The following is a 16,967-nucleotide window of genomic DNA, read 5'->3' on the forward strand; positions in this document are numbered from 1 at the left end:
CCCGTCATGACCGACGCGCTCGCCCGCTTCTACCATCCGGACCTTTCCGTCGATCAGCACCTCGCCCTGCGCACGGCCGCCCTGCGCCTGGCCGGGGAGTTCGACGGCATGTACGGCACCGAGACGATCGAACGGTTCCTGCACACCAGCTACGACCGGTTCGCCAGCCTCTCCAGCGTGCCGAACTTCCTGCCCCTGCTCGCCGAACGCTTCGCCCGCCAGCGCCTGCGCGCCCTCGCCCGGGTCGAAGGGCATCACCACGACGGCAAACCGGTCGTGCTGTTCCTGTGTACCCACAACGCCGGCCGATCCCAGATGGCCCTCGGGTTCTTCGCCCACCTCGCCGGCGACCGAGCCGTCGCCTGGTCCGGCGGGTCGGAGCCCGGCTTCGAGATCAACCCGGCGGCGGTCGCGGCCATGGCCGAGCGCGGCATCGACATCACGGACGAGTACCCGAAACCGTGGACCGACGAGATCGTCCGCGCCGCTACCGTCGTGGTCACCATGGGTTGCGGCGATGCCTGCCCTGTCTTCCCCGGCACCCGCTACGAGAACTGGGACGTCGACGACCCGGCCGGTCTGGGCGTCGCCGACGTCCGGCCGATCCGCGACGAGCTCGAACGCCGCGTCCGCCGGCTGATGGACCAGCTCGCCATTCCCACCGCATGACCCCGATCAGGCCCTGATCGCGACGCCGCGCCTCGCCGGGGACACCGGCCTGGTCTGCCGGCTGCTGCCCGACGCGATCGAGGCGGCCGCCGCCTACCTCTGCGAGCTGGCCACCCGCACTCGCGCCAACAGCGAATCTCTCCCGGAGTGTTGATGAGCACCGCTGACACCACCGCCTCCGTACCCCACACGGCGGTCGCCCGGCTGTCCCGCCTGGACCGTCTCCTGCCCGTCTGGATCGGCCTGGCCATGACCGCCGGCCTGCTGCTCGGCCGGCTCATCCCCGGACTCAACAGTGCGCTGGAAGCGATCAAGGTCGGCGGTATCTCCCTGCCGATCGCCCTCGGACTGCTCATCATGATGTATCCGGTCCTGGCGAAAGTCCGCTACGACCGGCTCGACACCGTCACCGGTGACCGCCGGCTGCTGATCTCCTCGCTGATCCTCAACTGGCTGCTCGGTCCGGCGGTCATGTTCGCCCTCGCCTGGATCTTCCTGGCCGACCAGCCCGAGTACCGCACCGGGCTCATCATCGTCGGGCTCGCCCGCTGCATCGCCATGGTCATCATCTGGAACGACCTGGCCTGCGGCGACCGCGAAGCCGCAGCCGTCCTGGTCGCCCTCAACTCCGTGTTCCAGGTCCTCGTCTTTGGCCTGCTCGGTTGGTTCTACCTCACCGTGCTACCCGGCTGGCTGCACCTACCCGGCGCGCACCTCGACATCTCCGGCTGGGACATCGCCCGCAACGTCCTGATCTTCCTCGGCCTTCCCCTGCTCGCCGGCTACCTCACCCGCCGCCTCGGCGAACGCGCCAACGGCCGAACCTGGTACGAACAGCGCTTCCTGCCCAAGATCGGACCGGCCGCGCTCTACGGGCTGCTGTTCACCATCGTCATCCTCTTCGCCCTGCAAGGCGACGCCATCATCTCCCGGCCCTGGGACGTCGCCCGCATCGCACTGCCACTGCTGGCCTACTTCGCCATCATGTGGGCCGGCTCCTACGCCCTCGGCCGCGGCATCGGCCTGAACTATCCCCGCGCCACCACGCTCGCCTTCACCGCCGCCGGCAACAACTTCGAACTCGCCATCGCGGTCGCCATCGGCACCTTCGGCGTCACCTCAGGCCAAGCCCTCGCCGGTGTGGTCGGCCCGCTGATCGAAGTACCCGTCCTCGTCGCCCTCGTCTACGTCAGCCTCGCCCTACGCCAGCGCCTGTTCCCCGCCACCGACGCGGACGCCACCCCTCGTCGTGGCGCTGTACCCGTCCGCCGGTGACGGCGCCGGCGACGTGGTCGTCTCCCGTGCCGATCCGCAGCCCCTCAAGGAGCGCAGCCAATGAGCACCAAGCCCACCGTGCTGTTCGTGTGCGTGCACAACGCCGGTCGTTCCCAGATGGCCGCCGGCTGGCTGCGCCATCTCGCAGGCGACACCGTCGAGGTCCGCTCCGCCGGGTCCGAGCCGGCGGACCGGATCAACCCGGTCGCGGTCGAGGCGATGCGCGAGGCCGGCATCGACATCACCGCCAACGCCCCGCGCAAGCTGGACTGGGACACCGCCGAATCCTCCGACGTGCTCATCACCATGGGCTGCGGCGATGTCTGCCCGGTGTTTCCGGGCAAGCGCTACCTGGACTGGCAGCTCGACGACCCGGCCGGGCAGGGCATCGAGGCCGTCCGGACGATCCGCGACGAGATCAAGCGCCGCGTCGAGCGGCTGCTCACCGAGCTGCCCGGCACGACCGGCTGACCCACCGATCACCGACCGGCTGCCGCGTTTGCCTGCTCACCGGCGGCGAACTCGCCCTCGGCTTCCATGCCTCGCGCGACCTGTCGGATCCGTGCGCCGACCGCTTCCCGCGGCGTTTGTGTATCGGGGGGCGGGCGGGGCATACATGCCTTCGCCATCGCATGTCAGGGAAGAAGGCCACGAAGGTGACGACCGCGACTGAACACCGGCCGCACGGCGGCCATGAGCACACCCACGGCGAAGGCTGTGGGCACGCCACGGTGGTCCATGGCGACCACGTGGACTATCTGCACGAGGGGCACGCCCACCATCGACACGGCGATCACTACGACGAGTGCACCGTGGCGGGCGTGCATACGCCGGCCGAGACACATGAGCACGTCCACGGCGAGGGCTGCGGGCACGACACCGTGTCGCACGGTGACCATGTGGACTACGTGCACGAGGGGCACCGCCACGCCGCCCACGACGATCACTACGACGAGCATTGACCACTCGCTGTGCTACGGCGGCCGCCTCCCGAGCAGGACGGCCGCCGTTCGCTGTGTCAGGCCGCCATCCGGCGCGTTGACCGGTGCCGGTGCTGTGCCGCGCGGAGTTCCGCTTCGGCCTCGGTGCGGTCTCTCCAGCCTCGTACGTCGGTCTGTTTGCCCGGTTCCAGATCCTTGTAGATCTCGAAGAAATGGCCGATCTCCCGCAACTGGTACTCGGGAAGGTCGGCCAGCTCGCCGATCGCCTGCCAGCGGGGGTCGGCGGCCGGCACGCACAGCAGCTTCGCGTCCGGGCCCTGCTCGTCGTGCATCCAGAACACCCCGATCGGCCGCACCCGGACGCCGCAGCCGGGGAACGTGGGCGCGTCCAGCAGCACCATCGCGTCGATAGGGTCGCCGTCCTCGGCCAGCGTGCCGGGGATGTAGCCGTAGTCGGCGGGATAGGCCGTGGCGGTGAACAGGGTCCGGTCGAGCCGGATCCGCCCTTGTTCTTGATCCATTTCGTACTTGTTGCGCGACCCGGCCGGGATCTCGACAACCATGTCGACGTTCATGGGATACCTCCGCTTGGCCAACGGACTGACGCGCCGCGCGTTCCCCCGCGTGACGCCGCGCGGCTGCCGGCGAGTGCGGGATCAGCGATGTGGACACCGAACCGCGCCGCCCAGTCCAGTCTTGCCGCTTACCTCGCGGCTCGTCGAGCTCAGCCTGCTGCCTTCACCTCGATGTCGATCGGTGTACCGCCACGCACCAGCGTGTTGTAGATCGGGCAGCGGTCGCTGAAGTCGTTGACGTACCGCCAGCTCTGCTCCTCGTTCGTGTCGGCGAAGCTGAAGCTCAGCTCGATCCGTTCGAAGCGGGTGCTGTCGTTCTGATCGACCAGGTACGACGCGGCGAGCTCCAGCCGCGGGTACGGCAGTTCCCACTCCACCGAACGCGCCGCGATGATGTTCAACGCGCATCCGGCGAGGCTGGCAAGGAAGTACTCCGCCGTCCCCGGGTGCTCGGCGTGCTCCAGGAGCTTGCTGTTGTCGATGGTGAACGTCGTGTCGTCGCCGGCCGCCGCGAAGCGCCCGACCACATCGGTCGTCCTCAGCGTCAGCGCGTAGGGCCTTCTGCCGGTGTCGGGGTTGGTCATGCGGCACCGCCTTCGGCGGGCGCGCGCTCGGCCAGGCGATTCGGCGCGCTCTTGAGACCGAGGTGCTCGCGCAGCGTCGACGTCGTGTACTCGGTTCGGAATACGCCTCGACGCTGCAGTTCCGGGACCACCAGGTCGACGAACGTGGCGGCCGGCCCGGGCCAGTACGGCTGGCAGATCGCAACGCCGTCGAACGCGCGCTCGTGGAAGTTGGTCTCGACGAAGTCGGCGAGTTGTTTCGCGTCCCCCACGATCGCGGGCTGTGAGATGGGGTTGTTGCCCATGTAGTGGGTCAGGTCTTCGAGCGTGATGTCCTCGTCGTCGAAGCTCGCGATCGCGTTGTCGATGATCCAGGCCTTCTCCGGGATGAGCTTGCGGTCGATCGCCTCCAGGACACGGTCCGCGCCCGTACGGCCGGTCAGGTCGGTCCCGAGCTGGTCTGCGAGCAGCGCCGGCACGAAGACGTTCGTGTTCAGGTCCTGCACCTCACGGAACTTCGCGTGCGCATCGCGCGCGTTCTCGGCGACGTAGGGCGTGATGCCCGAGATGAGGAGGTGGTCGCCCTCCTCGCGCCCATGGCGGACGACCCGGGACTTGATGTCCGCGTAGTACGCCTTGTTCCACTCGGCATTGCGCCAGTGAATGAACCGCATGTCGGCGTACTTGGCGCCGTACTCCAGCGAGCGCTGCGAGTATCCGGGATGCAGGAACGGAATGTGTCCCTGCGGCGGCCGGGGGAAGTTCAGGGGGCCGCGGATCGAGAAGTACTTGCCCGTGTGGTCGATTCTGTGGGCTTTGCTGACGTCGTGGTAGATGCCCTGTTCCTTGTCGGCGACAAGCCAGTCGTCCTCCCAGCTGTCCCACAGATCCCAGAGCACCTCGGTGAACTCCTCGACCCGGTCGTACCGGTCCTCGTTGTCCAGATGGCGTTCCTGGCCGAAGTTGAAGGCGGCGGACAGGTCCGAACCCGTGACGATGTTCAGGCCGAGCCGCCCACGCGAGAGGTGATCGAGGGTCGCGGTGATCCGGGCGATGTGGAAGGGATCGTTGTACGTCGTGTTGAACGTCACGACGAGGCCGACCTTCTCGCTGAAGGCGGCGGCATACGCCATGGTGGCGAAGCCTTCGATCGCGAAGAGATGGTCGTGCGAGACCTTGACGTTCTTGCCCGTGTACGCGAACTCGCCCCGGTGCGCGGAGCTCGTCAGCGAGTTGCCGACGAAGAAGAAGTCCAGCTTTCCACGCTCGGCGATCTTGACCGCCTCGGAGACCAGCGCCGGATCCGTGTATCCGTCGGCTACGGCTTCGGGCAGCCGCCAGGCGCTCGAGTGGCGTCCGATCCCGCTGTAGATGAGACCGAGCTTCACGTGCTGATGGGTCATGCGAGAAACACCTTTCGGAGCGGAAGAACAGTGGTGGGTGGCCGAATGCGATCGCGGAGCCGGCTCGGCTCAGTCCTCGGCGACGGTCTCGCCGGCCGCCCCGGCCGATCGTCCGGCAGTCACCTTCGAGCGCGGCCTTCTGCGCAGCGTGCCGAGCTGCTCGACACCGAGATACGCAAGGAGATCGGCCCGGTGGGCGAGCAGTTCCGCGCCCGGGACCGAGCCGTCCTGACCTCGCCGCACCTGAAGCTGGTGAGCGATACGCCCCTCGCGGAGCACGAGGACACGGTCCGCCAGCAATACCGCCTCGTCGACGTCGTGCGTTACCAGTACAACGGTCGTCGCGTGCCGCTCCCAGATCTTGACGACGAGCTGGTGCATGGAGATGCGGGTCAGGGCGTCGAGCGCGCCGAAGGGCTCGTCGAACAGCATGAGCCGGGGTGCTCGCACGAGCGCACGGGCGAGGGCGACTCGCTGTGCCTCGCCGCCCGACAGTGTCAGCGGCCACGCCTGGCTCTTGTCGGCGAGTCCCACCTCGGCGAGCGCATCGAGTGCGGCCGGCGTCGACGTGCGCGGCAGCCCGATGGTCACGTTGTCGAGCACGCTGAGCCAGGGGAACAGGCGCGCCTCCTGGAAGACGACCGCCACGCCGTCCGGTACCTCGACGCGGCCCGCGTCGGGCTTGTCCAGTCCGGCGAGCAGGCGCAAGAGCGTAGACTTCCCGGAACCGGACCGGCCGAGGAGAGCGACGACCTCGCCCTCCTCGACGGTCAGGTCCAGGTCGTCAAGAACGCGCTGAGCACCGAACCAGCGGGAAACGTGACTGGCCAGTTCGAGCACGTTACTTGCCGAGGGTCGTGACATCGACGTAGTTCTTGGACAGGTCGGGCACGCTCTTGCGGAACCCGAAGCGCACGGTCTGCTCGCCGACCTCCTTGATCTGCGACAGGATCTCGTCGTTGATCGCGACCACCTCGACCGGGTCGAAGCCGAGAACGATGTCGACGAGGTTGGCCGGCTGACCGCTCGCCAGTCGTGCCTTCTTCTCGATGTCAGGATTGGCGCGGATCTGCTTCGCCTGGTTGACGAGCCCGTCGAACACGGCCTTGACGGAGGCGGGGTGCGCGTCGAGGAAGCTTCGTGTGACGACGAACAGGCTCCAGTTGCGGGCCTTCGTCTTCGCGTTGGTGGTCAGCACCGACGTGTCCTTGACCAACTGTGCCGACGCGAAGTAGTTGTCCCACGTCGCGAGGGCGTCGACATCGCCACTGGCCAATGCGGAGACGCCGTCGGCCGGGTTCGCGATGTGGACGATCTTCACATCGCCGGCCTTCAGGCCCGCCGACTCCAGCGCGGCGAGCAGCACGTACTCACCCGTCGAACCCGGAGTGCTCACCGCGACCCGCTTCCCCGCGAGGTCGGCGACGGTCGCGATGCCGGCCTTGTTGCGCACGACGATGCCCTGGTTGTCGCCGTTGTTGAGGCTGAGGGCGAAGGCCACCAGGTTTGAGCCGGAGGCGGCCTCGTTGAAGAAGGTCGCAACCGAGTTCGACGTGAAATCGATCCGGCCGGCCTTGGCCGCCTCGGATGCCTCAGTCGGCGCGAACGGCCCGTTCCACTCGACGGACCCGCCGATGCCCTTGAGAGAGTCCGATACCGCGTTGCTGTTCTGTGCCAGTGTCCACAGGTTCGTGCCGCCGAAGTACCCGACCCGGGCGACGGCCGGGTCGCGCTGGGTCGTTGCCGAGGAGGCGGCGGAAGGAGCGGCCGAGGGGGCCGGGTCACTGCCGCAGGCGCTCAGCACGAGCGTTGCCAACAGAGCGAGGCCGCTCACCGTACGACGGTGCTTGCGGACCTGTAACGATACGTCCATGGTGTTCTTCCTTGTGTTTCTGAGGGATGTGCTGGAATGGCCCCGTTCGGCGGGGTCTATACGCCACGGTGGGCTTGTCGCCAGCGGAAGATCCTGCGCTCGACCAACGCGACGAGCGCATCGGTGACGAGGCCCAGCGCGGCGTACAGGACCACGCAGAGGATGACGACTTCGCTCTGCCCGTACTGACGGGCGTTCGTCAGGAGGAATCCGATACCGGTCACCGCGTTGAGGCTCTCGGCGATCACGAGCACCGCCCACGTGATGCCCAGCGCGTACCGGATGCCGATGAACACCGACGGCAAGGCTCCGCGAAGCAGCACCCGGGTTGCCAGTTGGTATGTGGTGAGGCCGTACACCTTTCCCGCCTCAACCAGTCGCCGATCCACGTTGCGGATGCCGCCGAAGGTGTTGAAATAGACCGGCACGGCCGTGGCCAGGACCACGAGCAGTACCTTGGTCTGCTCGCCGATGCCCGTCCAGAGGATCAGCAGGGGCAGCATGGCCGTGAACGGGATCGCTCGGATTATCTGGACCGGCTTGTCGAGCACGAACTCGGCCCAGCGCGAGAATCCGGCGAGCACGCCGAGCAGAATCCCGGCCGCGGTGCCGATCACCGCCCCGATCAGCCCGCGGGCGACCGTCACGCCGATGGAGGACCACAGCAGGCCCGCGTCGGAAAGCTCCGCCGCGGACGCGGCGACCTTGCTCGGCGCCGGAAGGAACTGCGCCGGGACCGATTCGTTTGCCGTCGTGGCGATCCAGATGACGACGATCGCGAACACGCTCAGCCAGGGCGCGACGCGCAGCCCTAGCCGCGGCCACGCGAAGCCTGGGCGAGCGGCGATGGAACTCAAGACGACCTTCCCTACGGGCGATGCAGCCGGCTGCTGCCGACGCCGCAGGGGCTGGCGTGGCGCGGGCTATTCATACAATTCAGATTGGTTGAATATGATGATAATGACGGGTTGATCAAGGTCAAGACCATGTGACTGGCGCAACATCGCAGGTCAGCGCCACGTCGCGGCCGGCTACCCGGTCGGTGGTTCGGCGGGTGTGGATGGTCCTGGCGCGTGCCCGCGACTGTCCAATGTGGCCGGAAGAATCGCCGCCGGCGGTATCCCACTCTGCGCGGCGCGGTCCGATCGAGACGCCCGCGGCCGGACGCGCCGATTACGTGCGCCGTGCGGCCCCTTTTCGTGCTAACGTCGCACGAAAAGGCGGGTGATCATGGACAACAGCGACGAGGCGGCGGCGTGTGAAGTGTGCGGTCGGCCCCTGGAGTCCCGTTCGGGACCCGGTCGTCGTCGCCGGTACTGCGGGGCGACCTGTCGCAGTGCGGCCCGGCGGCTGCGGGAGCATGAGGGTGTCGTAAAGGTCTCCTTGACGCGAGCGCGACGTCAAGTCAAGCTTGACGACGTGGAGGTTGCATCGCCGTTGCCGGCGCTCCGGCAAGCCCTCGACGCCGTGCGTGCGGCCGAGAGCAGGCTGCGCGACGCCGTTGATGCCGCTCGCGAGGCCGGCCACACCTGGTCGGAGATCGGCGACGTGCTCGGCACGACGCGGCAGGCGGCTTTCCAGCGTTTCGGCCGGCCGATCGACCCCCGCACCGGTGCTCCGATGAGCGCCGCTCTGCTGCCCGGTGCGGCCGAGGCCGCGGTCGCCCTCTTCGTCAACCTCGCCGAGGGCAACTGGGAGGAGGCGCGCCGCGACTTCGACGCCAAGGTCGGCGAGGCGCTGCCCGACGCGGCGTCCGTCGCCGCGACGTGGGCCGCGATCGCCGGCCGTTGCGGGCGGTACGAGCAGCACATGGGCGAGCCGATCGCCCACCAGGTCGGCGACTACACCGTCGTCGACATACCGCTGCGGTTCGAGGTCGGCGAGCAGGTGGGCCGGGTCAGCTTCAGCCCCGACGGCAAGGTCGCCGGCCTGTTCGTGCTGCCTCCGGAGGCGATCTGACCATGCGCAACCCCGCCGTCTGGCTCCCGATCGCCGCGCTGCTGCTCGCGTTCCTCATCGTCTGCTACGCGCAGCTGATCCGCCGGCCGGCCAGGTATCTGCCCAAGGCCGTCTGGGCGCTGATCATCCTGGCGCAGATTCCGCTCGGTGGTGTGCTGTACCTGATCATCGGGCGCTCCGAACGGACGACGACCGCTGAACCGCCGCTCGCCGCCACCCCGGCCGTGGCTGCCACGGACCCGCCGCGGCCGGTCGTGACGCAACCCGCCGCCGTGCGTACCCATGCCATAACGAAGCTCTTTCCCGGCAACGTCGGCCTGCACGCTGTGGATCTGACCGTACCGGCCCGCGGGGTGTACGGACTCGTCGGACCAAACGGTGCGGGCAAGACGACGCTGCTGTCCGTGCTCGCCGGGCTGCGGCGCCCCGACACCGGCCAGATGTCCACCACGGCCCGCGTGATGCTGTGCCCCGACACGCCTGCCTTCGAGCCGTGGCTGACGGCGGCGGAGACCGTCGAGCTGTTCCGGCGGTTGAGCCCGAACGGGACGGCGGACACCGATCACGCCCTCGCCCTCGCCGGCCTGACCGCCGTGCGCGACCGGCGGGTCGGTGGCTTCTCGCGGGGTATGGCGCAGCGGCTCGGCCTCGCCGTGGTGCTCGCCTCCGGCGCCCAGGTGCTGCTGCTCGACGAGCCGACCAGTGCCCTGGACCCGCAGGGACGCTCCGAGATCCTGAACCTCATCACCGCGCTCGGACGCGACCACGCGGTGGTCTTCTCCAGCCACATCCTCGCCGACGTCCAGCGTGTCGCCGACACGGTCGGCGTCCTACGCGAGGGCAGGCTCATCTACCAGGGCCCGGTCGATGAGCTCCTGGACCGGCATACCCGACCGAGCTGGCAGCTGCAGCTGCGCGCCGGCGCCGACCGGCTCGCCGATCGCCTCGGCCGGCTCGACTGGGTGGCCGCGGTCCGGCGGCACGAGCAGGGCCTGCGCGTGGACACCACAAGCGTGCACGCCGGCGAGACGCTGCTGCCGGCCGAGATCAGCGCGAGCGGCGCGGAACTCATCGCGTTCAATCCGGTCGGCGCGGACCTGGAAACAGTCTTTCTGAACCTGGTGGAGCTACAGCCATGAACCTGTGGCGGCTGGAGTGGTTGAGGCTGTTGCGGACGGGGCGGTGGATCGCCTTGACCGCGGTCTACCTGCTGCTGGGCTTCGGTGAGCCCCTGATCACCCGATACCTGGGGCAACTGCTGAGCGGTGCCACGGGCAACGGCTACATCCAGATCACGACGACCAAGCCGCAGCCGTCCGACGGGATGGGCGCCTACTTCGGCAACGTCACCACGCTCGGCACACTCGTCATCGTCGTCATCGCCGGCCTTGCCTTCTCGGTGCGGGCCAACCCGCCGCTCGCCGCGCTCTACTTGACCCATGTGCCAGGCCGGATCGGACTGCTCGTCCCGCGACTGGTGACGATCGCGGCCGCGGCAGCGTTGGCCAGCGCCGTCGGCGGAGTCGCGGCGGCGTACGAAACGACACTGCTGCTGGGCGCGCCGGCCACCGCCGCGACCGCCATCGGCATCCTGATCTCTAGTCTGGGCGCGGTATTCGCCGTTGCGGTCACCTTCCTGGCCGCGATGCTCCTGCGCGGACAGGTGGCCACGATCGCGGTCGCGCTCGGCGCGATCTTCGTCGCGGTGCCGTTCGCCAACCTGATCCCGGGCATCCGCGACATCGGGCCCGCGGCATTCATCGCACTGCCCGGGCACCTGCAACTCGCCGCGTGGCGCACCGAAGACACCTGGGCAACCGTGGTGACGCTGCTGCTCGCCGCCGTGTGCGTGGCCGGTGGGCTCTGGCGATCGACCCGCTGGGAGCTGTAGACCCTCGGCCGGGTGGTGCCCGGCGACGCACCCGCCGCCGGGCCCGCGGTGAAGTCCGAACGGGACGTGGAACACATTTTGTCTATCGGAGAACTAGGTTATTATCGAGGTCGAGTCCAGCGCTGGAAAGGGGGCAGGAGTTCGGTGCTGACATCTCCCCACATTCGCATCGCGCTGCCGGCCAGCCGGCGAGTGTCCGACCATGCGCGGGTTGCCGGCTGTCCGTGTCGTTGACGCGGCGCCGGGCCGAGACCATCTCCCGAGCCCACCGATAGGGCTCGGCGGCGCACCCTCGCGTCCTTGTGCCCCTTGTGTTCCTTGCCCGGCGCGCGCATTGCCGCGCGCACCTCTCCCCATCCCGGAGCATCGCCATGTCAGAACCGACATCGTCCGAACCCGATCAGCCCGGTCAGCCCGACCGGGCAGACCAGCCGCAACTGCCGGCCCGCCGGCGTCGCCTCTGGCCCTGGGTCGGGGCCGCTGCCGCCGTCGTCGTCGTGGCCGCGATCGCCGTGGTGGCCACGACCCGCGGCGGCGGATCCGGTGACTCGCAGACCGTTCGCATCGGTGTCGCCGACGCGTCGGAGCCGTATTGGAAGACGTACGCGGATCTGGCCAAGCAGCGGTTGAACGTGACGGTGACGTTCGTCAACTTCAGCGACTACAGCCAGCCGAATCCGGCGCTGAAGGAGAAGCAGCTCGAGCTCAACCAGTTCCAGCACATCCAGTATCTCGCCAACTACAACGTCATCGCGCGCGACGACCTGCAGCCGATCGGCGCGACCGCCGTCTATCCGCTGCCGCTGTACTCGCTGAACCACAAGTCGCCGTCGGCGCTGCCGGAGGGTGCCAAGGTGGCGATCCCCAACGACGCCATCAACGAGGCGCGCGGCCTGCTGGTCCTGCAGTCGGCGGGCCTGGTGACGCTGAAGAACGGCGGCACCGCGTTCTCCAGCACGTCGGACATCCTCACCAAGAAGGTGGACGTGGTGACGCTGGACGCCTCGCAGACCGCGGGCGCCCTCAAGAGCGGCTCGGTGGCGGCGGCGATCGTGAACAACAACTACGCCACCAGCGCCGGCCTGCCCCGCTCGGCGGCCGTCTTCCAGGACGACCCGGCGAGCCCGAGCGCGGCGCCCTACGTGAACCTCTTCGTCGCGCGGGCCGCGGACAAGGACAACCCGACGTACCTGAAGCTGGCGGAGCTGTACCACGACGCCACGGTGGAGGAGGGTGTGCAGAAGTCCAACGGCGGCGTCGCCGTCTTCCGGCAGGTGCCGCCGGCGGACCTGCAGTCGCTGCTGAAGACCGTGCAGGGCCAGGCCGCCGCCGCGGGCAAGTAGCCACGGGCCGATCGTGTCCACAGTAGACCACGATGCGGGGCGGGCCGGCGTGCCCGCCCCGCCGCACGTGCGCCTGAGCCACGTCACCAAGGCATTCACCCGGGGCAGCAACGGGACCCGGGTGGTGGCCCTCGACGACGTCAGTCTCGACGTCGCCAAGGGCGAGGTGTTCGGCGTCATCGGCCACTCCGGCGCGGGGAAGAGCACCCTGATCCGGATGATCAACGGGCTGGAGACCCCGACCAGCGGCCAGGTGTACGTCGGCGACCACGAGGTCACCGCATTGTCCGAAGGGGACAGACGTGACGTCCGGCGCGACATCGGCATGATCTTCCAGCAGTTCAACCTGTTCCGGTCCCGCACCGTGGCCGGCAACGTCGCCTACCCGCTCAAGGTGGCCGGCGTCGGCCGGGCCGAACGGGACCGGCGGGTGGCCCGGCTGCTGGACTTCGTGGGGCTGCTTGACCGCGCACACGACTACCCGGAGCAGCTGTCCGGCGGGCAGAAACAGCGGGTGGGCATCGCCCGCGCGCTGGCCACCGAACCCTCGTTGTTGCTGGCGGACGAGGCCACCAGCGCGCTCGACCCCCGGACCACGGCCGAGGTGGTGGCCCTGCTGGGCAGGGTCAACCGCGAGCTGGGAGTCACCATCGTGCTCATCACCCACGAGCTCGACGTGATCCGGGCCGTGGCCGACCGGGTCGCGGTCATCGACGGCGGCCGGATCGTCGAGGCCGGCACGGTGTACGACGTGTTCGCGCACCCAAGCACCCCCGCGGCCGCCGACTTCGTGCGCGACGCCCTGCGCGACCGGCCCTCGGCTGAGACCCTCGCGCGGCTGCGCCGCACGCACAGCGGGCGCCTCGTCACCGTCGCGATCCGCGACCGTACCGGCTTTCAGACCGCCCTGGCCAAGACGTTCCTCGCGTACGGCGTGGCCGCCGACATCGTCTTCGGCGGCATCAGCGAACTGCAGGAGCGCCCGGTCGGCAGCCTCACGTTCGAGCTGACCGGCCCCGACGGCGCGGTCGACGCGGCGCTGGCCGCGCTGCGGCGCGACGGCGTCGATGTGACCGAGGAGGACAGCTGACGTGGACGAGTTCATCACCAATCTGCCGGTCTTCCGCCAGGCGATCTGGCAGACGTTCTACATCGTCGGCATCTCGGTCGTGGCGGGCGGCCTGCTGGGTCTCGCCCTCGGCCTGGTGCTGTACGCGACGCGCCCGGGCAACCTGCTGTCCAACCGCTTCGTCTTCACCGTGGTCAACATTCTCGTCAACGTGGTGCGGCCGATCCCGTTCGTCATCTTCCTCACCGCCATCCAGCCGGTCATGATGGTCGCGATCGGCACGACCATCGGCACGAACGCGGTCACCTTCGCCCTGTCGCTCGCGGCGGCCTTCGCGGTCAGCCGCATCATCGAGCAGAACCTGCTCGCGGTCGAGCCAGGCGTCATCGAGGCCGCCCGCGCCGCCGGCGCCCGGCCGCTGAGCATCCTGCTCACCGTGGTCGTCCCCGAGGCGCTCGGCCCGGTCATTCTCGGGTACACCTTCATCTTCGTCGGCGTCGTGGACATGTCCGCCCAGGCGGGGCTGTTCGGGGGCGGCGGGCTCGGCGACTTCGCCGTCACCTACGGCTCCCAGCGCTACAACTGGCCGGTCGTGTACATCACGGTCGCCACCATCATCGTCATCGTCCAGGCCGGCCAGTTCGTCGGCAACAGGCTCGCCCGCAAGGCCCTGCGCCGATAAGGCAGCGCATCGTCCTGTACGGACCCGAATAGGAGTGGCAGCTGTGACCATCACCGGAACGCTGATCGGGGACGGCCTGCGTCCGGATGCGCAGTTCGCGCCGCCCGGCACCCGCATCCGCCGCGTCTACCGGCTCGACCTGGGCGGTACCGCAGCGCCGACCCAGCCGGCAGTCTGGACCGTGATCGACTTCGAGGCGGACGACGCGGATGCCGTGGCGGAGGCCCTCGCCGCGTCGCTCCGACCGGACGGCGGCTGGTACGCGGACTTGCGCGATGGCCCCGACCGCGTCATCGTCTACGCGGGCGCGATCTTCCGCTACGGCCCCGGCGACGAGGAGACCCGCGCCGCCGCCATCGCGTACGGCCGCGCCGTCGGCGTCCCCGAGCACCAACTGGACTGGAAAGACTAAGCGGCGCCTCCTCATCCTCCTTTCGTGGGTCGGGAGACGCAGCTGACAGGTCGGTGAGTCAAGCCGCGGCCGCGATGGGCGACTTGCGGGCCGCGTGCGGGCCCGTGCCGGAGGTGGACTCGGCGCGGCCCAGCAGGGCGAACGCGACCGCGTTGCAGGCGACCAGGCCGGCGAGGGTGGCCAGCGGCTGTGTGTTGGTGAGCGTGCTGAACAGGGCCGGGGCGAGAGCGGCGGAGATCGCCCAGGACATCTGGTAGACGGCCAGGTAGCGTCCGCGGTCGCGCTCGGTGGCCACCCCGAGGGCCAGGGATGTCGAGGAGGGGCTGTGCGCGACCTCGCCCAGGCTGTAGATGACCATCGCGATGATGAGGACGGCCGATGCCGCGACGGTGTGCGCTCGCAGCGGCACGGCCGAACCCATGAGGACGAACCCCGCGGACATCAGGGCGAGCCCCAGGCGGGCGATGCGCTTGCTGCCCAGGCCGCGTGAGCGTAGCCACCGCATCAGCGGGATCCCGCAGGTCGCGCAGATGATCGTGTTCAGGGTGAACAGCACACCGGCCAGCGGCGCCGGCAGATGCAGGGCCCGCACCGTGTACAGCGGGACAAGCATCGACAAGGCGGCGTACCCGAAGGCGCTCAGCGCGTTGGCGGCGGTCAGGACGCGGAAGCCGCGGTGCGCCAGGACCTGACCGAACCCGATGCTGGGGCCGGCCGGATGGCCGGCGCCGGTTCGTGCGGAGCGGATCCGCGCGGTGAGCAGCGCCGCCACGCCGAAGGCCACGGCGGCCAGCCAACTGGTGAGGGCGTATGCCGTGTCGCCGTTGACGGCCAGCAGCCCGGCGAGCAGCACCCCGCCGAAGCCGAGGCCGGCGTTGCTCAAGGCCCGATCCAGGGCGAGGTAGCGGTCACGGTCCGCGCCGTCGACGACCTCGGCGATCAGGGCCGGCCCGGCCACCCGGCTGCCGCGTTCGGCGATCGCGACCAGCGTGGCGAGCACGAGGAACAGTGCCGGCTGGTGGGCCAGCGGGTAGGCGACGAACCCGAGGCAGCGCAGCAGATGGTTCACCGTCTGCATGCGGGCGGCGCCGAACCGGTCGACCAGGACACCGCTGACCGGCATGACGAGCAGGGCCAGCAGCTGGCCGGCCGTCAGGACCACCCCGACGGTGATCAGGTCGATGCCGGTCACCGCGGCCAGCAGCAGCAGGGCGACGGGCAGGTAGGCGCCGTTGCCGACGGCGTTGACGGCGGTGCTCGCGACCAGCAGCCTCCGCTGCAGCGTGGTGACGCTCACCGCGTCACCTCCGCGGACGCGCGCCGCTGACGGGTGCTCGCCGGATCGGGGGAGTGCTCCGGCGACGGGGCGGCCGCCGGGACCGCCCGGGTCACCAGGAAGGTCCCGAGCAGGAGCGCGGCGCCGGACACGAGCATGCGCGGCGTCAGCGGCTCACTCAGGAACACCGCCCCGGCGGCGACGGCGACGACCGGGTTGACGTAGGAGATCGCGGTCGCGCGGGCCGGACCCACCTCGCGAATGAGCAGGAAGAACAGGCAGAATGCCAGCGCTGTGCAGACCACGGCGAGCACGGCCAGCGAGGCCAGCGTCGAACTGCTCGGCAACGTCGAAGGCCAGGTCAGGATCGCCGGACCCGCCCAGAACAGGGCCGAGATCGCCAGGCAGGCGGTGGTCAGCGGGATCGGCGGTACGTGCGACAGCCGGCGTTGCGCGATGGCTGGGGCGACGGCATATCCGATGGCCGCCAGCAGCACCTCCACGACCGCCCACGGGTCCGCGTCGCCGGCCGCGCCCCAACCGAGGACGGCGACGCCGGCCATGCCGACCCCCAAGCCGACGAGCCGGGCAACGCCGACGCGGCGCTCGTCGCCGGTGAACCGGGCCACGAGTACGGCGACGATCGGGGTGATCGAGATCAGGAGCCCGGTCAGCGCGCTGGGCAGGCGCCGCTCGGCGTCGGAAAGGAAGTACCAGGGCCCGACGACCTCGACGACGGCGAACGCGATCAGCGGCCGCCAGGCCCGGACGGCGGTGCGCAGGGCGCCGCCGCGCAGAGCCAGTGGCAGCAGGATCAGCGCGCCGAGGGCGGTGCGTCCCAGCACGAGCACCGCGGGGCTCAGCTCGGAAACCGTGGTGCGGATGAACAGGTAGGGCATCCCCCAGATCACGCCCATGGCGGCGAACAGGAGAATCCCGCGGCTGGTCACGCGGTACTGGTGCGCGTTCATGAGACGAACGCTAGGAGCGGAATTGGCTCAGGTGAAGTGCCGATCTACGACGGTTCGACCAGACC

19 protein-coding genes are annotated in these 16,967 nt (G+C 69.5%); 11 read left to right on the top strand and 8 right to left on the bottom strand.

Annotated features, from left to right (window positions below):
• Positions 1–6 precede the first annotated feature (6 nt).
• From ABT297_RS09275 to ABT297_RS09290, 4 genes are all read left to right on the top strand, one after another.
• Entirely contained in the window at positions 7–669 is a 663-nt protein-coding gene (locus ABT297_RS09275; protein WP_350546594.1) for an arsenate reductase ArsC, read from the top strand.
• 153 nt (positions 670–822) lie between these two features.
• Positions 823–1,944 carry an ACR3 family arsenite efflux transporter gene (arsB, locus tag ABT297_RS09280; protein ID WP_350546597.1) on the top strand — a complete coding sequence of 374 codons (1,122 nt, stop codon included), beginning with the start codon at positions 823–825 and terminating at the stop codon, positions 1,942–1,944.
• Between the two features lie 60 nt (positions 1,945–2,004).
• Positions 2,005–2,415 carry an arsenate reductase ArsC gene (locus tag ABT297_RS09285; protein ID WP_350546599.1) on the top strand — a complete coding sequence of 137 codons (411 nt, stop codon included), beginning with the start codon at positions 2,005–2,007 and terminating at the stop codon, positions 2,413–2,415.
• Positions 2,416–2,600: 185 nt separating this feature from the next.
• Positions 2,601–2,906, top strand: coding sequence for a hypothetical protein (locus ABT297_RS09290; RefSeq protein WP_350546601.1), 306 nt, complete (start codon positions 2,601–2,603; stop codon positions 2,904–2,906).
• Positions 2,907–2,962: 56 nt separating this feature from the next.
• Here the strand turns inward: ABT297_RS09290 and ABT297_RS09295 are convergent, their stop codons facing one another.
• The 6 genes from ABT297_RS09295 to ABT297_RS09320 all read right to left on the bottom strand — a co-directional run bounded on the left by ABT297_RS09295 (position 2,963) and on the right by ABT297_RS09320 (position 8,156).
• On the bottom strand, positions 2,963–3,460 hold the full coding sequence (locus ABT297_RS09295) for an inorganic diphosphatase (protein ID WP_350546603.1): 498 nt from the start codon (positions 3,458–3,460) through the stop codon (positions 2,963–2,965).
• A 149-nt stretch (positions 3,461–3,609) separates the two neighbouring features.
• Complete coding sequence (locus ABT297_RS09300) at positions 3,610–4,044, bottom strand: OsmC family protein (RefSeq protein ID WP_350546605.1); 435 nt, start codon at positions 4,042–4,044, stop codon at positions 3,610–3,612.
• A complete protein-coding gene (locus ABT297_RS09305; protein WP_350546607.1) occupies positions 4,041–5,426 on the bottom strand; it encodes an NtaA/DmoA family FMN-dependent monooxygenase in 1,386 nt (461 codons plus the stop codon). Before ABT297_RS09305 ends, ABT297_RS09300 begins: the two co-directional genes overlap by 4 nt.
• Before the next feature lie 69 nt (positions 5,427–5,495).
• Positions 5,496–6,290 (bottom strand): ABC transporter ATP-binding protein, encoded by a 795-nt coding sequence (locus tag ABT297_RS09310; protein ID WP_350546608.1) that lies wholly within the window; start codon positions 6,288–6,290, stop codon positions 5,496–5,498.
• A complete protein-coding gene (locus ABT297_RS09315) occupies positions 6,268–7,260 on the bottom strand; it encodes an ABC transporter substrate-binding protein (RefSeq protein WP_350546610.1) in 993 nt (330 codons plus the stop codon). The genes ABT297_RS09310 and ABT297_RS09315 overlap by 23 nt, the downstream gene beginning before the upstream one ends.
• A gap of 95 nt (positions 7,261–7,355) precedes the next feature.
• Entirely contained in the window at positions 7,356–8,156 is an 801-nt protein-coding gene (locus ABT297_RS09320; RefSeq protein ID WP_350546612.1) for an ABC transporter permease, read from the bottom strand.
• A 562-nt stretch (positions 8,157–8,718) separates the two neighbouring features.
• On the opposite strand from ABT297_RS09320, the gene ABT297_RS09325 reads away from it, so the two are divergent.
• The 7 genes from ABT297_RS09325 to ABT297_RS09355 all read left to right on the top strand — a co-directional run bounded on the left by ABT297_RS09325 (position 8,719) and on the right by ABT297_RS09355 (position 14,655).
• On the top strand, positions 8,719–9,258 hold the full coding sequence (locus tag ABT297_RS09325; RefSeq protein WP_350546614.1) for a DUF3887 domain-containing protein: 540 nt from the start codon (positions 8,719–8,721) through the stop codon (positions 9,256–9,258).
• 2 nt (positions 9,259–9,260) lie between these two features.
• A complete protein-coding gene (locus ABT297_RS09330; protein ID WP_350546616.1) occupies positions 9,261–10,397 on the top strand; it encodes an ATP-binding cassette domain-containing protein in 1,137 nt (378 codons plus the stop codon).
• Positions 10,394–11,149, top strand: a complete 756-nt coding sequence (locus ABT297_RS09335) for a hypothetical protein (RefSeq protein WP_350546619.1) — start codon at positions 10,394–10,396, stop codon at positions 11,147–11,149. Before ABT297_RS09330 ends, ABT297_RS09335 begins: the two co-directional genes overlap by 4 nt.
• 371 nt (positions 11,150–11,520) lie before the next feature.
• A complete protein-coding gene (locus ABT297_RS09340; RefSeq protein ID WP_350546622.1) occupies positions 11,521–12,492 on the top strand; it encodes a MetQ/NlpA family ABC transporter substrate-binding protein in 972 nt (323 codons plus the stop codon).
• A gap of 13 nt (positions 12,493–12,505) precedes the next feature.
• Positions 12,506–13,582 carry a methionine ABC transporter ATP-binding protein gene (locus ABT297_RS09345; RefSeq protein ID WP_350546624.1) on the top strand — a complete coding sequence of 359 codons (1,077 nt, stop codon included), beginning with the start codon at positions 12,506–12,508 and terminating at the stop codon, positions 13,580–13,582.
• Between the two features lies 1 nt (position 13,583).
• A complete protein-coding gene (locus ABT297_RS09350) occupies positions 13,584–14,243 on the top strand; it encodes a methionine ABC transporter permease (RefSeq protein WP_350546627.1) in 660 nt (219 codons plus the stop codon).
• A gap of 43 nt (positions 14,244–14,286) precedes the next feature.
• The gene (locus ABT297_RS09355; RefSeq protein ID WP_350546631.1) at positions 14,287–14,655 is read left to right on the top strand and encodes a hypothetical protein; all 369 of its coding nucleotides are present in this window, start codon (positions 14,287–14,289) and stop codon (positions 14,653–14,655) included.
• Positions 14,656–14,713: 58 nt separating this feature from the next.
• Here the strand turns inward: ABT297_RS09355 and ABT297_RS09360 are convergent, their stop codons facing one another.
• Positions 14,714–15,952 (bottom strand): MFS transporter, encoded by a 1,239-nt coding sequence (locus ABT297_RS09360; RefSeq protein ID WP_350546633.1) that lies wholly within the window; start codon positions 15,950–15,952, stop codon positions 14,714–14,716.
• Entirely contained in the window at positions 15,949–16,902 is a 954-nt protein-coding gene (locus ABT297_RS09365) for a DMT family transporter (protein ID WP_350546636.1), read from the bottom strand. The genes ABT297_RS09360 and ABT297_RS09365 overlap by 4 nt, the downstream gene beginning before the upstream one ends.
• Between the last annotated feature and the right edge of the window lie 65 nt (positions 16,903–16,967).

The organism is Dactylosporangium sp. NPDC000555 (assembly GCF_040300025.1).
In the GTDB taxonomy this organism is placed as follows: domain Bacteria; phylum Actinomycetota; class Actinomycetes; order Mycobacteriales; family Micromonosporaceae; genus Dactylosporangium.

Coding starts and splice junctions, on each gene's coding strand:
- ABT297_RS09275 (WP_350546594.1), top strand. CDS start 7: ATGACCGACGCGCTCGCCCGCTTCTACCATCCGGACCTTTCCGTCGAT.
- arsB (WP_350546597.1), top strand. CDS start 823: ATGAGCACCGCTGACACCACCGCCTCCGTACCCCACACGGCGGTCGCC.
- ABT297_RS09285 (WP_350546599.1), top strand. CDS start 2,005: ATGAGCACCAAGCCCACCGTGCTGTTCGTGTGCGTGCACAACGCCGGT.
- ABT297_RS09295 (WP_350546603.1), bottom strand. CDS start 3,460: ATGAACGTCGACATGGTTGTCGAGATCCCGGCCGGGTCGCGCAACAAG.
- ABT297_RS09300 (WP_350546605.1), bottom strand. CDS start 4,044: ATGACCAACCCCGACACCGGCAGAAGGCCCTACGCGCTGACGCTGAGG.
- ABT297_RS09305 (WP_350546607.1), bottom strand. CDS start 5,426: ATGACCCATCAGCACGTGAAGCTCGGTCTCATCTACAGCGGGATCGGA.
- ABT297_RS09310 (WP_350546608.1), bottom strand. CDS start 6,290: ATGTCACGACCCTCGGCAAGTAACGTGCTCGAACTGGCCAGTCACGTT.
- ABT297_RS09330 (WP_350546616.1), top strand. CDS start 9,261: ATGCGCAACCCCGCCGTCTGGCTCCCGATCGCCGCGCTGCTGCTCGCG.
- ABT297_RS09335 (WP_350546619.1), top strand. CDS start 10,394: ATGAACCTGTGGCGGCTGGAGTGGTTGAGGCTGTTGCGGACGGGGCGG.
- ABT297_RS09340 (WP_350546622.1), top strand. CDS start 11,521: ATGTCAGAACCGACATCGTCCGAACCCGATCAGCCCGGTCAGCCCGAC.
- ABT297_RS09365 (WP_350546636.1), bottom strand. CDS start 16,902: ATGAACGCGCACCAGTACCGCGTGACCAGCCGCGGGATTCTCCTGTTC.